General features: G+C 56.3%; 12 protein-coding genes. 7 read left to right on the top strand and 5 right to left on the bottom strand.

What is annotated here, in order from left to right; translation table 11 throughout:
* Window positions 1–378 precede the first annotated feature (378 nt).
* Window positions 379–1,125, top strand: a complete 747-nt coding sequence (locus BM346_RS10990; protein ID WP_092012161.1) for a TetR/AcrR family transcriptional regulator — start codon at window positions 379–381, stop codon at window positions 1,123–1,125.
* A gap of 66 nt (window positions 1,126–1,191) precedes the next feature.
* Here the strand turns inward: BM346_RS10990 and gyrB are convergent, their stop codons facing one another.
* From gyrB to dnaA, 5 genes are read right to left on the bottom strand one after another with little or no spacing between them, the layout of a single operon-like run.
* On the bottom strand, window positions 1,192–3,606 hold the full coding sequence (gyrB, locus tag BM346_RS10985) for a DNA topoisomerase (ATP-hydrolyzing) subunit B (protein WP_092012158.1): 2,415 nt from the start codon (window positions 3,604–3,606) through the stop codon (window positions 1,192–1,194).
* On the bottom strand, window positions 3,603–4,751 hold the full coding sequence (recF, locus tag BM346_RS10980) for a DNA replication/repair protein RecF (RefSeq protein ID WP_092012155.1): 1,149 nt from the start codon (window positions 4,749–4,751) through the stop codon (window positions 3,603–3,605). The genes gyrB and recF overlap by 4 nt, the downstream gene beginning before the upstream one ends.
* Complete coding sequence (locus BM346_RS10975; protein ID WP_092012151.1) at window positions 4,751–6,028, bottom strand: ABC1 kinase family protein; 1,278 nt, start codon at window positions 6,026–6,028, stop codon at window positions 4,751–4,753. Before BM346_RS10975 ends, recF begins: the two co-directional genes overlap by 1 nt.
* Before the next feature lie 58 nt (window positions 6,029–6,086).
* Window positions 6,087–7,190: a DNA polymerase III subunit beta gene (gene dnaN / locus BM346_RS10970; protein ID WP_092012148.1), complete on the bottom strand. Its 1,104-nt coding sequence runs from the start codon at window positions 7,188–7,190 to the stop codon at window positions 6,087–6,089.
* Window positions 7,191–7,239: 49 nt separating this feature from the next.
* Window positions 7,240–8,760, bottom strand: a complete 1,521-nt coding sequence (gene dnaA / locus BM346_RS10965; RefSeq protein WP_092012145.1) for a chromosomal replication initiator protein DnaA — start codon at window positions 8,758–8,760, stop codon at window positions 7,240–7,242.
* A 670-nt stretch (window positions 8,761–9,430) separates the two neighbouring features.
* Between dnaA and rpmH the strand changes: the two genes are divergently transcribed.
* The 6 genes from rpmH (at window position 9,431) to BM346_RS10935 (ending at window position 14,834) form a co-directional block, all read left to right on the top strand.
* Entirely contained in the window at window positions 9,431–9,565 is a 135-nt protein-coding gene (gene rpmH / locus BM346_RS10960) for a 50S ribosomal protein L34 (protein WP_008940054.1), read from the top strand.
* A 13-nt stretch (window positions 9,566–9,578) separates the two neighbouring features.
* Window positions 9,579–9,986, top strand: a complete 408-nt coding sequence (gene rnpA / locus BM346_RS10955) for a ribonuclease P protein component (protein ID WP_092012142.1) — start codon at window positions 9,579–9,581, stop codon at window positions 9,984–9,986.
* A gap of 5 nt (window positions 9,987–9,991) precedes the next feature.
* A complete protein-coding gene (gene yidD / locus BM346_RS10950) occupies window positions 9,992–10,249 on the top strand; it encodes a membrane protein insertion efficiency factor YidD (RefSeq protein ID WP_206675664.1) in 258 nt (85 codons plus the stop codon).
* 4 nt (window positions 10,250–10,253) lie between these two features.
* A complete protein-coding gene (yidC, locus tag BM346_RS10945; protein WP_092012136.1) occupies window positions 10,254–11,951 on the top strand; it encodes a membrane protein insertase YidC in 1,698 nt (565 codons plus the stop codon).
* 97 nt (window positions 11,952–12,048) lie between these two features.
* Window positions 12,049–13,419, top strand: coding sequence for a tRNA uridine-5-carboxymethylaminomethyl(34) synthesis GTPase MnmE (gene mnmE, locus BM346_RS10940; protein ID WP_092012131.1), 1,371 nt, complete (start codon window positions 12,049–12,051; stop codon window positions 13,417–13,419).
* Between the two features lie 140 nt (window positions 13,420–13,559).
* Window positions 13,560–14,834, top strand: a complete 1,275-nt coding sequence (locus BM346_RS10935) for an imelysin family protein (protein ID WP_092012128.1) — start codon at window positions 13,560–13,562, stop codon at window positions 14,832–14,834.
* The last annotated feature ends 14 nt before the right edge of the window (window positions 14,835–14,848 follow it).

The raw sequence follows: 14,848 nt of genomic DNA, 5'->3' as shown, positions 1-14,848 counted from the left end.
ATAGATCACGGATCCACAGCCTGCACGGGAATAACAGACTTAAGGTCATAGCCCGGGGCCGGGGATTTCGAGATGCTACGGATAATCAAGATGGGAAGGAGGGAACAGGTTCACCAAGGGATCAAACAGACACTTACGTTTTGTCAATGTGGGTCGGCTAATCCAAAAAAATTACGATAAAACAAAGGGATATGTTTCTCTATAAAGAAAGATAGTGGATCGCTCCTTTTTCCCTTGAAGAAGCTATGCAAGAGCTCTATTTTTACAGGATAAGAAATAAAAAAAGCAGGCTTGCGCTTCGCAAACCTTCCGCCTTTCCTCTGCAATGCCCGGAAGCGTTATCGTATACTGCGCGCTTTCCAGGCTGGCCCAAGAAACATGATTCAGGATTTTGAAACCTTCAAGACCGAGATGAGTCTCTCGAAAGACGAGATCTGCCGTGAATTATATCGGCAGAATATGGACAGGATCCGCATCAAGAAGGAGACCACCGCAACGCGGAATCTTACCCGCATTATTGACTCAACCCTTCGGCTGGCGAATTCAAAGGGTTTCCACGCCATGACCCTTCGTGACCTTTGTGCGGATTCTGGCTTCAGCATGGGAGGCCTCTACGCTTATATCCGCAACAAGGACGATCTGATTCATCTGATTCAGAGTCACGGATTCATGCTGACCCGACGAACCGTGTTTCACTATATTTCGGAAGTGAAGGATCCGGCCGACAGGCTCGCCCAGGCGATCCGGGCCCATCTGTTCCTCAGCGAATTGATCCGACCCTGGTTCTATTTTTCCTATATGGAGGCAAAGCATCTGCCGCCTGAGGAGAAACAGAAAGCGGTTGTCACGGAGCGGGAAGTGGAAACGATTTTCTGTGACATCATTTCCGACGGAATTAATGAGAAAGTGTTCCGCGATATCAATTCCAGGCTGATGTCCTCGCTTATCAAGGCGATGCTGCAGGACTGGTATCTGAAACGGCGAAAGTACCGGGAGCAGAATATATCCGTGGAAACCTATGCTGACCAGGTCATCGACCTGCTTTATTCCTACCTGCTTCCGCAACAGGAGACCGTTCGCGACCGTTTGGCCACCCACCAAGAAGCCACAACCTCTTCGGCCTGAACTCAAGGACAATAAAAAGCCCCGGTGGATTGAAGGTTCCATCGGGGCTTTTTTTGTATCCGGGAACTATACGTCCAGATTGGTTACCGACAATGCATTGCTCTGGATGAAGTTCCGCCGGGGCTCCACATCGTCTCCCATCAGAGTGGTAAAGATCTGGTCCGCCGCGATGGCGTCTTCGATCGTGACCTTCATCATGCGGCGGGTCTCAGGGTCCATGGTGGTTTCCCAGAGCTGTTCGGGGTTCATCTCGCCCAGACCCTTGTACCGCTGGATATTCAATCCCCGCTGGGCCTCCTTCATGAGCCATTGCAGGGCACCTTCGAAACTCAGCACGGTCTGCTTGCGCTCACCCCGTTGTACGTAGGCGCCGTCTTCAATCAGGCCGTCAAGGGTCTCTCCCAGGCGGGAAATTGCCTTGTACGAAGAAGACTCGAAGAAGTCATGGCTGAAAACATGGGTATAAGGAATACCATGAACGTAAATGGTGACCTTGGGGAGGAAGAGGTTACGCTCACGGTCCCGCTCCACCGAGAATGTGTACTTGGTACCGGTGCGGGTGTCCAGCTCCAGCCCCTCGCCGAGCCGGGCGACCCAGCGGGCAACGGCTTCTTCGGAGACCAGATCATCCGGCTTCAGGGTGCTGTTCTGGATCATCTGCTGAAGCACTTTTTCAGGGAATGCCCGGGACAGGCGCTGGATCATGGCCATTACAGCCTGATATTCCTTCACCATGGTTTCCAGGGCGGAATCCTTGATCGCCGGCGCATCCGGATTGACGTAAAGCTGGGCGTTCTCAAGGGCGGTCTGGGTCAGATAGGCTTCCTTCGCCTTTTCGTCTTTCAGATACTGCTCCTGTTTGCCGCGCTTTACCTTGTACAGTGGCGGCATTGCGATAAATACATGACCGCGCTCGATGATTTCCCGCATTTGACGGAACAGGAAGGTGAGAAGCAGGGTGCGGATGTGTGAGCCGTCGACGTCCGCATCGGTCATTATGATGATGGAGTGGTAGCGCAGCTTCTCCGGATCAAACTCCTCCCGGCCAATACCGCAGCCCAGGGCTGTAATCAGGGTGCCCACTTCTACCGACGACAGCATCTTGTCGAAGCGAGCCTTTTCCACGTTCAGGATCTTGCCCTTGAGGGGGAGAATGGCCTGGGTGCGACGGTCACGGCCCTGCTTGGCCGACCCACCGGCGGAATCGCCCTCCACAATGAACAGCTCGGACAGGGCCGGGTCTTTTTCCTGGCAATCGGCCAGTTTGCCGGGCAACCCGGCAATGTCCAGGGCACCCTTGCGGCGAGTCATGTCCCGGGCCTTGCGTGCGGCCTCCCGGGCACGGGCGGCTTCGATCATCTTGTTGACGATCAGCTTCGCTTCGCTCGGCTGTTCCTGTAGAAAGTCGGAAAAAGCCTGGTAGAGTTCCTGCTCCACGGCGGTCTTCACTTCCGAGGAAACCAGTTTGTCCTTGGTCTGGGAGGAGAACTTGGGATCGGGCACCTTTACGCTGATGATCGCCGTCAGGCCTTCCCGGGCATCGTCCCCGGAGGTGCTGACCTTGGTCTTCTTGCCGATTCCCTCGTGCTCGATGTAGGTGTTGAGTGAGCGGGTCAGGGCAGCGCGGAACCCGGCCAGATGGGTACCACCATCCCGTTGGGGAATGTTATTGGTGAACGTGTAGATGTTCTCCTGGAAGGCATCGTTCCATTGCATCGCCACTTCCACCGCAATGCCGTCTTCCCGTTCCCGGTTGAAATGGAACACCCGGTTAATGGGGGTCTTGTTCTGGTTCAGGTGCTCGACGAAAGCCCGCAGGCCGCCTTCGTATTCAAAGATCTCTTCCTTTCCTGAACGTTCGTCCTGTAATCGGATGCGGACGCCTGAGTTCAGAAAAGCGAGTTCGCGCAGACGCTTGGCCAGGATATCGTAATGGAATTCAATGTGGGTAAAGGTATCCGGCGACGGGATGAAATGCACATCGGTTCCGCTACGGTCGGTATCACCAACGACAGCGAGGGGCTTGTCAGGAACGCCGTGGGTATAGGTCTGTTCGTAGACCTGATTATCCCGGCGGATAGTCAGCTTCAGAGTCGATGACAGGGCGTTGACCACCGATACGCCGACGCCATGAAGACCACCAGAAACCTTATAGGAGTTGTCGTCGAATTTTCCACCGGCGTGAAGAACGGTCATGATGACTTCCGCGGCGGAAACTCCTTCTTCTTCGTGAAGGTCGACCGGGATGCCACGGCCATTGTCTCTTACCGTGACCGACTCGTCTGCGTGGATTACCACACCGATTTCCGAGCAGTAGCCAGCCAGAGCTTCGTCAATGGAGTTATCCACCAGTTCGAACACCATATGGTGAAGGCCGGTTCCGTCGTCCGTATCGCCGATGTACATGCCGGGCCGTTTGCGGACCGCATCCAATCCTTTGAGAACCTTGATACTGGAGGAGTTGTAACTCTGTTCGCTCATTCGGACGCTCCTGAAGCGCTGATTTGTTCTTCCGTTAACCGGCCATGTTCCACGTGGAACATTCGGTAATCCGGCGGTGGAACCGTCCAGAGGGTGGCCGGGTCCGGACGTTCAATGGCTGTCATGAACACCTGGCTCTCCAGGCGGTTCAGACGGTCCGCAAGGAGCCGGCGGTGGTAATCGTCCAGCTCCGCGTTGATATCATCTAGCAGAAAGGTCACCCGTTTGTTAACGGCGGACAGAACCTGCCCCTGGGCCAGTTTCATCAGAATCACCAGGGTCTTTTGCTGTCCGCGGGAAAACAGGTCTGCAACCGGCTGCCCCTCGTATCGGAACCGGAGATCGGCGCGATTGGGCCCGTAGAGGGTATGACCAACCTTGCGCTCCTGCTCCTGGGCGTCTTCAAGCACTCGGGCGAGCCCCTTCTTTCGGTCCCACCCTGCGGAAAAGTGTACCTTGAGCCCTTCTGACCAATCTCCGTGGGTTTCCGCCAGGACACGCTGGAGTTCGTGTTCAAATCGCTTGTAGACCTTCAGCCTCAGGCTATCCACCTGTTCGGCGAGGGCTACAAACTGCCGGTCCCAGACCTTTAACTGATCGCCGTCTATTCTATCACTTCTGAGGATCTGATTCCGCTGAGATATCGCTCTTTGGCACTGCTGCCATAGTGGTCCAAAAGAAGGTTCCACGTGGAACACCAGCCAGTCCAGAAACTGGCGCCGCTTGCCCGGGCCGCCGGCAACAATATCGAACACGCCCGGATCGATTACCGAAACCGGGAATAGCGAGGCCAGAACCGAGAGACTGTGAACATTTTCACCATCAACCCGGAGGCGGGTTTCCTTCTTCTGGATATCCCGGGACATCCCGAGACGAAACACCTTGTTTCGATGTTTCCCCTGCCCGGTCCCGTCCGAGACCTCCACTTCCCCGAACACGACCAATCGCTCATGCCCCTGCCGGCACACAACCTGGTGTCGCCCCTGACGAAAAGACCGCCCCAGACCAAGATAACCGATTGCCTCCAACAGGCTGGTCTTGCCACTGCCATTGGCTCCGTAAACAAGATTAACCTGAGGGGAAAAGCGAAGGGTGCCCGGGGACAGATTACGAAAATTCTCGGTCTGGAGGGAAAGCAGCGCCATCAGTGAAGCATGGTAAGTCGATCATCCATAAACACATCCATCTCCGGCGCCAGGATATGCACGTAGCGATCAAAATAGAGGAACTGTTTGAGCAACAGCGCGAACTCTCTTGGGAAGTGAAGGCCATGGTCCTCGCCTATGCGGACCACTTCCATGAGGATGTTGTTCACTTCATCTTCCGTCTCGTCCCCATGACTATGAAGTGCCGAGTCATCAGGAACCATACGATCCATGTTACGGTACAGTTGACTCAGATCCCGGGAAAGGGCAGGCACATCCACACTCTCCCGAGTGATGCCAATACGCACCATGGCGTCCGCCATGCCATCGAAGTTGCCCGCCATTACAGCACCAATAAAATCCGAAACGGCCTGCCAAGTTTCCGGGCGTATCCTGCCGACGATGCCGAAATCGATAAAACCAACCCGGCCATCGTCGAGCACCATGAGGTTGCCGGCGTGGACATCCGCATGGAAGAACTCACACTGGGTAAGGCTGGCAAACCAGGTATTCATGGCGGTAATCAGGGTGTGTTCCGGATCATTGGTGACCCGCCGGATAGTTTCCAGATCCGTCAGCGGCACACCATAAAATCGTTCCATTGTCAGAACACGGCGCGTACTGCACTCCTCGTAGACTTTCGGAACGGCCACGTCTTCATTATGGGTGTTCTGGAGGAACCTTCGGAACGTGTTCAGGTTCCGGGCCTCCTGAATGAAATCACACTCTTCCATCATGGTTTGCTGGATCTCTTCCACAATGCCGGACAGAGAGGTCCAGGACAGCTTCGGCGCCAGGGTTTCAATCAGCCTCGATGACAGGTACAGGAAATTGAGATCCGTCAGCAGAACCGTTTCCACATTCGGCTTCTGCACCTTGATGACCACGTCCTCGCCGGTTACCAAGCGCGCTGCATGAACCTGCGCAATGGACGCCGAGGCCAACGCCACAGGATTGATCTCGCTGTAGACCTCTTCCAGAGGCCGGCCGAGCTCCTGACGGATAATCCGACGAACGGAAGAGAAGGGAAGACTGGGAGTACGGTCCAGACACCCCTGGAATTCATCCACATATTCGCGAGGGAAAAAAGTAGGGGAACTGGCAATGAATTGGCCCAGCTTGATGTAGGTCGCTCCCAGTGACTCAAACGTTTCCCGCAACAGGCGTGGGGCAGGTGGCCGGTGGCCGCGCAGCCAGCCTATGCCTGTACGGCCGAGTACGCTCGCCGTCTGACCGATTCTCAAGGCTCCCTGGATACCCTGGTTGATATTCACCATTGTCATCTCCCTTCTGGCTCGTTTTCAGCGGATTTGGACTGTCCCCCGATCCGCGGCTCTACAGCCGCATGGGCATGACCACATACAGGCTGCGACTGTCCTTGTCCGATTCGATCAATGCGCTGCTGTTGGGATTGGACAACGTCATGCGTACCTCATCATCATCCAGCGCATTCATGACATCCACCAGGTAACCCACGTTAAAACCGATCTGCAACGGTTCTCCCTGGTAATCCACAGCGAGGGCATCCTCCGCCTGCTCCTGGTCGGGGTTATTGGCAAAGACTTCCAGTTTCTCCGGGGACAGATGAAGGCGCACCCCGCGAATATTTTCGTGGGAAAGAATGCCAGCACGCTGAAGCGTATTCTTCAGAGTCGTCCGGTCCGCCAGGACCACCTTGTCGCCTCCGCGGGGAATCACGCGGTTGTAGTCCGGGAACTTGCCTTCGATAAGCTTCGAGGTAAAAGTGTAGGAACCTACCGTAACCCGCAGGTGGTTATCACCAATGACCAGGGTCGCGGGGGTTTCAACGTCATCCAGCAAACGGGTCAGCTCCAGTACCCCCTTGCGCGGAACAATGACCTGCCGTGCCTCGTCCACTCCAGTCGCCATATCGAAGTGGGCCATCGCCAGGCGATGGCCGTCGGTCGCCACCGTGCGGATAAACTCCGGAGCCACCTCCAGCAACAATCCATTCAGATAGTAGCGAACGTCCTGCTGAGCCATGGCAAAGGCCGTTGCATCCAGCATCCGCCCGAGTTCCTTCTGGGGAACGTCCAGCCGCAGGCTCGCAGGTTCATCCTCGACATTGGGAAAATGCTGGGCCGGCAGGGTGGACAGTGTGAAATGGCTGGCGCCACAGCGCAGATGGAGGCGGTCTCCTTCCAGGCTCAGCTCGATCGGGGATTCCTCCCCGAGCGCCCGGCAGATATCTGAAAGCTTTCGAGCCGGTACGGTAATCTCGCCAGGCTGATCCACATGCACCGGCGATACCCGGCCCACCAGTTCAACCTCCATGTTGGTGCCGGTCAGGGTCAGGTGGCTGTCTTCAGCCACCAGCAAGACGTTGGACAACACGGGCATGGTCTGCTTACGCTCCACCACACCGGCGATGGACTGGAGTGGCGTGAGCAGGGCTTCTCGGCTGATGGTCAGTTTCATGTGTCGCTCGGCATTCCTGTGAGTTCAGCGTTTGATATCTTGTCTCGCGTCAGCTGGTCAGCAGACGCATGAAGTTCTGGTAGTCTTCCCGCATGCCCGGATCGGTCTCCTGCAGCTCGACTATTTTCTTGCAGGCGTGCAGCACGGTGGTGTGATCACGACCACCAAAGGCATCGCCGATCTCCGGCAGGCTGTGATTGGTCAGCTCCTTGGAAAGCGCCATGGCCAGCTGACGCGGGCGTGTCACGGTACGGGTACGGCGCTTGGAAAGCAGGTCAGCCACCTTGATCTTGTAATATTCCGCCACCGTGCGCTGGATATTATCAATACTCACCTGCTTTTCATGCAGGGCGAGCAGATCCTTAAGACTCTCACGAATAAAGGGCGGTGTAATTTCCGAACCGGTGAAATGGGCGTTTGCAATAACGAGCCGAAGGGCACCCTCCAGCTCACGCACATTGGAGCGGATCTTCTGGGCTATAAAAAACGCGGCCTCACTGCTCAGACGCACATTCGACTGCTCAGCCTTTTTCATCAGGATGGCAACCCGTGTCTCAAGCTCCGGCGGCTCCACCATCACCGTCAGCCCCCAGCCGAAGCGGGATTTCAGGCGCTCCTCCATGTCCGTGATTTCCTTGGGAAACCGGTCACAGGTAACGATAACCTGCTGACCACCCTCCAACAAGGCGTTAAACGTGTGAAAGAACTCTTCCTGGGAACGTTCCTTGCGGGCAAAAAACTGGATGTCGTCAATCAGCAGTGCATCCACTGACCGATAGTACCGCTTGAACTCATTGATGGCGTTCAGTTGCAGCGCCTTGACCATGTCCGCGACAAAACGTTCGGACCGAAGGTACGCCACCTTGGCCATGGGATTACGACGCACGATTTCGTTACCGATCGCGTGCATCAGGTGGGTCTTACCCAGACCGACCCCGCCGTACAGGAACAGAGGGTTATAGGCACCTCCGGGGTTCTCCGCGACCTGCATGGAAGCCGCCCGGGCCAGCTGGTTCGACTTGCCCTCCACGAAGGTATCAAAGGTGAAGCCCTCATTCAGGAACGACTGATGCTTGATATCCCCTTCCACCTGCACGGAGGCACGTCTGGGCGAGGCAGAAGGCACTGACGCAGCAACGCCCCGTTCTTCCTCAGTGACCACACCGGTATCGTCCTGGACCGCCTGACCACGGGATTCAACCGTTGTCAGCTCCGGCCCCGCGGACTGCATCAGCCCCGGCCTGCCACTGGAACGGGGACTACTGGCTCTATCGACCGATCTGGCTACCCCTTCAGAAGGGGAATCACCCGCCGATGCAGCCTGCGAGGCGGAACCGACTTTCATATTGACTCTGGGCGCCTGACCGCCTTCCAGATCCTTGATCACTTCCTCTATACGCCGCAGGTACTTCTGGTTGACCCAGTCCATCACAAAACGGTTGGGCGCGAACAGCACCAGGTTGCCGTCCGTCAGCTCGGGCTGCAGGGGACGTAACCAGGTATTGAACTGTTGCGCCGGAAACTCATCCCGGAGTACTTCAAGACATTGATGCCAGATCCTGTGCGGCACGACAGCCTGCCTCCGATGCTAAATGAACCTGTGTAATGCAGAGCAAGCAACCCGTCAAAAGAGGGTTACAAGACCCGGAATTCTAACCCCCGGACGCCACCATGGAAAGCCCGGCAATGCACTTAATAAACACCCTGTGCAAAAGTTTTCTATTATTTTTCATATTTTTACATCTTTACACACAACCTTGTGTACAGAAAAATACCTCAAAATACTTATCCACAGGAGTCTGTCCATAACCCACCCTCAACCCTGTTCATGACTCCGGGACCCGCCGTGGAGAAAACCGGATCTGGCCCAGCCTCCCAGTTATCCCCATTTCGCCCCGATCTCATCCACAGGCCTCACGCCCACTTGCGGACAGCCTTACCCAAGAAACAACTATATGAATTTGCGCCGGTTTAACGGCATATCCACAGAAACCATGGTGCGTAATAACAGTAATTACAGAAAAGATTTAAAGATTAAAAAAAACCTGTAGTAACTGTTACGGACCCTTCCTGGCCGACACTCGCAAACCGCACCTCCACGCTCCCAACTGCCTCCAATCGACACAATCGCAAAACCATTGAAATCACCCCCCACATTGCTTAGAATGCCGCTCCTGTTTTGACTGTTCAATTTGCAGCCAGTTACTTCAGCTCACATTTCGATCAACGAGAGCCTAATCATGAAAAGAACGTTTCAACCGAGCGTCCTGAAGCGTAAGCGCGTTCACGGTTTCCGTGCCCGGATGGCCACCGCCAACGGCCGCAAGGTCCTGTCCCGTCGCCGTGCCAAGGGTCGCGCACGCCTGTCGGCCTGATCCGGGTTCCGGCGTGGAAGATTTCTCGTTTCCCAAATCGTCTCGCCTGTTGCGACCGGGGGATTACGCAGGAGTCTTCAACGACGTCAGGGTCCGTGTTCCCCACAGGCATTTCCTGATTCTGGCGTCGCCCAACAATCTGGGGCGACCCAGACTCGGACTCGTTTTCTCCAAACGCAACCTGAAACGGGCCGTACAGCGGAACCGTGTCAAGCGTATTGTGAGAGAGACTTTCCGTCACAGGAAAGACCTTGGCGCCATGGATATCGTGGTTCTGGGACGTCGTGACCTGGCTACGCAGGATAATCCAACCCTGCACAGGATCCTCGATCAGGTCTGGCAAACCCTCGCCAAAAAGGGCGCCAGGTACCACTCGGAACCGGTCCAGCCCAACCAACACATGCCACAGCAGTCAGGATAGACATCATGAGATCTCTCCTGCTCATCCCTATCCATGTGTACCGCTACGCCATCAGTCCATTGATGGCAAGCCACTGTCGTCACATTCCAAGCTGCTCCGCCTACGCGATCGAAGCCATAGAAACCCATGGTGCCGCCCGTGGTACACTTCTGGCGGCCCGCCGTCTATCCCGCTGTCATCCATGGGGAACCCACGGTTACGATCCAGTACCCGGCACTGACCGGTCTGACACCCAAGCCCAAAAACATCAAACTGCAGACTAAGTTTATGGACATTCAGCGCATCGTATTATTTGCCGGTCTAGCCATTGTCAGTTACCTCATGGTTCTTGCCTGGAACGAGGATTACAACAAGCCGCAGACCACACCTGTTGCCCAGGAAGAAACAGGAATCAATGGTTCTGTCGCCGATGACGATGAGCTGACTCTCCCCGAGTCCGAGCGTCAGGCCGACACCGGGGAACTGTCTGCTCCCGGCGACGCCTCGTCCGTCCCCGGTGAAGCGATTCCCGATGAAGATCGTCTTATTACCGTGCGCACGGATGTCCTGGAACTGAAAATCGATCGTGCAGGCGGCGATATTGTTGAAGCCGCACTGCTCAATTACGACCGCACCCTCGACAGCGAGGAGCCTCTGAAGCTCCTGCAGAAGGGCAACAAGCGAACCTATTTCCTGGAAAGCGGCATGATCGGCCGTGACGGTTTTGACCGTCGTGGCCAGGGCAACCTGCCCCGGTACCAGACCGATTCCCGACGGTTTGAACTGCGGGAAAACCAGGATACCCTGGACGTTGACCTGACCTTTACCACAGACAACGGCGTCAATGTCACCAAGCGCTACTCCCTGTCCCGGGACAGCTACGAGATTGACGTCAAGTACCTGATCGACAACCAGTCCGATTCCACCTGGCAGGGTAACTTCACGGGCAAAATCATCCGCGATGAAACCCCGGATCCCACCGCCCAGAACAGCATGGGCATCAAGGCGTTCCTGGGTCTGGTCATTAGTACCCCGGAAGATCCCTATGAGAAATACGATTTCTCAGATCTCGACGACACCAGGATCAACCAGCCGGTCACCGATGGCTGGCTGGCCTTTCTCCAGCATTATTTTATCTCGGCCTGGATTCCCTCCCGCGGTGAGACCCATCAGTTCCAGACCACCACACGGGGAAGCAACCTTCACGTAATGGGATTCGTGAGCCCGGCAACAACGGCGGAGCCGGGTGAAACCGCAGAAGCGGGCGCCCGGGTCTACCTCGGCCCCAAGATTATCGAACGCCTTGAAGGCATCGCTCCCAATCTCGACCGCACCGTTGACTTTGGCTGGCTGTTCTTCCTGTCCCTGCCGCTCTTCATGATCATGGACTGGTTCCACGGCCTGGTGGGCAACTGGGGCGTGGCAATCATTCTGCTTACGGTTCTGGTCAAGGCGGTATTCTTCAAGCTGTCAGCCACCAGTTACCGGTCCATGGCCCGTATGCGAGCCGTTGCGCCACAGCTGACCCGTCTGAAGGAACTCTACGGTGACGATCGCCAGCGAATGTCGCAGGAGATGATGGCCCTCTACAAGAAGGAAAAGATCAATCCCCTGGGTGGCTGCTTGCCAATACTGGTGCAGATGCCGGTGTTCATCGCCCTGTACTGGGTTCTGTTCGAGAGTGTGCAACTTCGTCACGCGCCCTTCATGCTGTGGATCCAGGATCTTTCCCAGATGGATCCGTACTTCATACTGCCGATCCTGATGGGCGCCAGCATGATGCTTCAGATGCACCTGAACCCGACACCGCCGGACCCCATGCAGGCCAAGATCATGAAGCTGATGCCCATCATCTTCACCGTCTTCTTCCTGTGGTTCCCGGCCGGTCTGGTACTGTACTGGCTGACCAACAACATACTGTCCATCGCCCAGCAGTGGTACATTACCCACAAGATCGAGGGCGAGATGGCCGCCAGAAAGAGCTAACGGATAATTCTGTTATCCACAGGCGAGCAACAGGGGTCCCTATCGGGGCCCCTGTTCGTTTGAGTCCCCGTCAATCTGAAGCCACTCGGAGGTCGCCATGGCTCCTGTTACAGACACCATAGCCGCCATCGCAACCGCGCCGGGTCAGGCCGGGGTTGGCATCGTTCGGGTTTCCGGGCCCGCCGCCCGGGCGATCGCCTTGCAGACTCTCGGTTTCGAGCCGAAACCCCGCTATGCCCATTACGGTCCCTTCCACGATGGTAAAGGCAGGCTGATTGATGAAGGCATCGGCCTGTTTTTCCCCAACCCGAACTCCTTTACCGGAGAGGATGTGTTTGAACTTCAGGGGCACGGCGGCACTGTAATCCTGGACCTGTTGCTGCAAAGGGTCTGCGAGCTTGGCGCCCGCCTGGCCCGTCCCGGTGAGTTCTCGGAACGGGCCTTTCTCAATGACAAGCTGGACCTTACCCAGGCGGAAGCAATCGCCGATCTGATCGAAAGCAGCTCGGAGCAGGCCGCCCGCTGCGCGGTTCAGTCCATGCAGGGCGTGTTCTCCAGCCGTATCAACGCGCTGGTTGACTCGGTCACCAACCTCAGGATCTATGTCGAGGCCGCCATTGATTTTCCCGAAGAGGAAATCGATTTTCTTGCCGACGGAAAAGTTGCGGACGACCTGACAACCATTCTGAAGGACCTGAATCGTATCCTGGCGGAAGCCCACCAGGGCAGTCTGCTCAGGGATGGCATGAAAGTCGTTATTGCCGGTCGTCCCAATGCGGGCAAATCCAGTCTTCTCAATGCCCTCGCCGGCCGGGAGGCGGCCATAGTCACCGCCATAGAGGGCACCACCCGGGATGTTCTGAGGGAACATATCCACATCGATGGCATGCCGCTTCACATCATTGATACCGCTGGTCTCCGGGACAGCCCCGATGAGGTGGAACAGATCGGCATTGCCCGGGCCTGGGAGGAAATCCGTCAGGCGGACCGCATCCTGCTGATGGTGGACGCCACCACTACCACCGAAGTGGAACCTCATATCATCTGGCCGGATTTTATCGATCAGCTTCCGGAGAGCGCACCGGTTACGGTGGTTCGCAATAAGGTGGACCTGAGCGGAGAGACCGTGGGTCTCGATGAGAGCCCCGGGCTGGCCGCACCCGTTATCCGCCTGGCGGCGAAATCCGCCCTCGGACTGGACACACTGAGAGACCACCTGAAACAGTGCATGGGCTTTGCCACCACGACGGAAGGTGGTTTCCTCGCCCGTCGTCGTCACCTCGAAGCCCTCGAACGCGCCCGTGATTCCCTCCTCCAGGGCCAGGATCAACTCACGGGCTTCGGCGCCGGCGAGCTGCTCGCCGAAGATCTCCGCGCTGCCCAGGATGCATTGGGGGAAATCACCGGCGTCATGACCCCCGACGATCTGCTGGGAAAGATCTTCAGCAGTTTCTGCATCGGGAAGTGAAAAGCTTGTATCTCGGGAGGATGAATATCGATCCCAAACAGGGCTGAAACGACAATAACAGCCGGATATTTCTGTACATGAGATTGATTTTCAAATGCGAATGGTAATAAACTCGTTAAAAATTATTAACGAGGTTTGTCATGACGTTGATCGCAGGTTCTTCAGCTTCCAGTACGGGTAAAAACCGCAGCAGCATGGCCACAGCCATGACCCTGACCGCCGTTATCGGTGGTTCCGCCCTTCTCTCTGCTTGTGGTGGCTCCGGTGGAGGTGATGGCACCGGTAACCAGGAAACCGGTGCCTGCAGTGCCTTCGATTGCCAGGCCATGCTTGAAAACGTTGCGGACAATGTAGTCATCCCCGCCATGATCGATTTCGAGGCCAGGGCAAATCACCTGGAGTCCGCTGTTTCCGCCTGGCGGGCCGACCAGAACAATGACACCCTCAAGCAGGAAGCCCGGCAGGCCTGGAACGATGCCATGGATGCCTGGCAAAGGGTGGAAGTCATGCAGACGGGCCCGCTGACCGATAATTCCTCACTTTTGCGGGACAGTATCTACTCCTGGCCTTCAACCAGCACCTGTGCCGTTGATCAGGAAGTGATCGAAGCCGAGGAGCAGGGGGACAATTACGATATTTCCGCCCGGACCCCTCTGCGCAAGGGCCTCGATGCCCTGGAATACATCCTCCATACAGATACTCTGGAACACACCTGTGCTTCAAACGTCACCAAGACCAGCAGCTGGAACGGGCGGACCGACAGCGAGCGGCTATCGGCCCGGCTGGCCTATGCCCAGGCAGCGGGTGAAGATGTCCACCGGCAGTCCCTGAGTGTAGTGGAGCGTTGGGGTACGGGAACCGGTAACTTCCGTGACGAGCTGGTCAATGCCGGTAGCGGTGGCAGCCGTTTCAATACGTCACAGGAAGCGGTCAATGCGGTATCCGATGCCCTGTTCTACGTGGAGAAGCAGGTCAAAGACATCAAACTGGCAGAACCGCTGGCGCTGAAAGGGGATAAATGCGAGCAGGGGACTTCCGCCTGCGCCGAGTTTGTCGAGAATCCGATCAGTGCTCGCAGCAAAGAGCATCTGCGTCAGAACATTCTGGCATTTCAGCGGGTCTTTCTCGGGAATAGCGCCGACGGCAGTGAAGGACTCGGATTTGATGATCTGATTGATGCTGTGAACGGGGATAATGTTTCTGCTGCCATGGAGACCGACATCAATGAAGTGCTTATTGCGATTGATAACCTCGGTGACAGGTCTCTCAAGGAAGCGGTAACCGATAGCAATGGCGTCAACCTGGCCAAGGGAGTGCACGAGTCCACCAAAAAGGTCACGGACCGCCTGAAAAATGATTTCCTGCAGGTGTTGGGATTGTCGATCCCGGCGGCAGCAGCCGGCGACGGTGATTGACGAACGGCCAGGCG

The sequence above is a fragment of the Marinobacter daqiaonensis genome (assembly GCF_900115285.1).
Taxonomy (GTDB): Bacteria; Pseudomonadota; Gammaproteobacteria; order Pseudomonadales; family Oleiphilaceae; genus Marinobacter; species Marinobacter daqiaonensis.
The sequence above is the reverse complement of the archived record's forward strand: the minus strand, read 5'-3'. Positions and strand labels throughout refer to the sequence as shown.

What these genes read in the sequence shown, in the direction of transcription:
- mnmE (WP_092012131.1), top strand. Translation starts at nt 12,049, where the DNA reads ATGGCTCCTGTTACAGACACCATAGCCGCCATCGCAACCGCGCCGGGT.
- BM346_RS10990 (WP_092012161.1), top strand. Translation starts at nt 379, where the DNA reads ATGATTCAGGATTTTGAAACCTTCAAGACCGAGATGAGTCTCTCGAAA.
- gyrB (WP_092012158.1), bottom strand. Translation starts at nt 3,606, where the DNA reads ATGAGCGAACAGAGTTACAACTCCTCCAGTATCAAGGTTCTCAAAGGA.
- yidD (WP_206675664.1), top strand. Translation starts at nt 9,992, where the DNA reads ATGAGATCTCTCCTGCTCATCCCTATCCATGTGTACCGCTACGCCATC.
- recF (WP_092012155.1), bottom strand. Translation starts at nt 4,751, where the DNA reads ATGGCGCTGCTTTCCCTCCAGACCGAGAATTTTCGTAATCTGTCCCCG.
- BM346_RS10975 (WP_092012151.1), bottom strand. Translation starts at nt 6,028, where the DNA reads ATGGTGAATATCAACCAGGGTATCCAGGGAGCCTTGAGAATCGGTCAG.
- BM346_RS10935 (WP_092012128.1), top strand. Translation starts at nt 13,560, where the DNA reads ATGACGTTGATCGCAGGTTCTTCAGCTTCCAGTACGGGTAAAAACCGC.
- dnaN (WP_092012148.1), bottom strand. Translation starts at nt 7,190, where the DNA reads ATGAAACTGACCATCAGCCGAGAAGCCCTGCTCACGCCACTCCAGTCC.
- yidC (WP_092012136.1), top strand. Translation starts at nt 10,254, where the DNA reads ATGGACATTCAGCGCATCGTATTATTTGCCGGTCTAGCCATTGTCAGT.
- rpmH (WP_008940054.1), top strand. Translation starts at nt 9,431, where the DNA reads ATGAAAAGAACGTTTCAACCGAGCGTCCTGAAGCGTAAGCGCGTTCAC.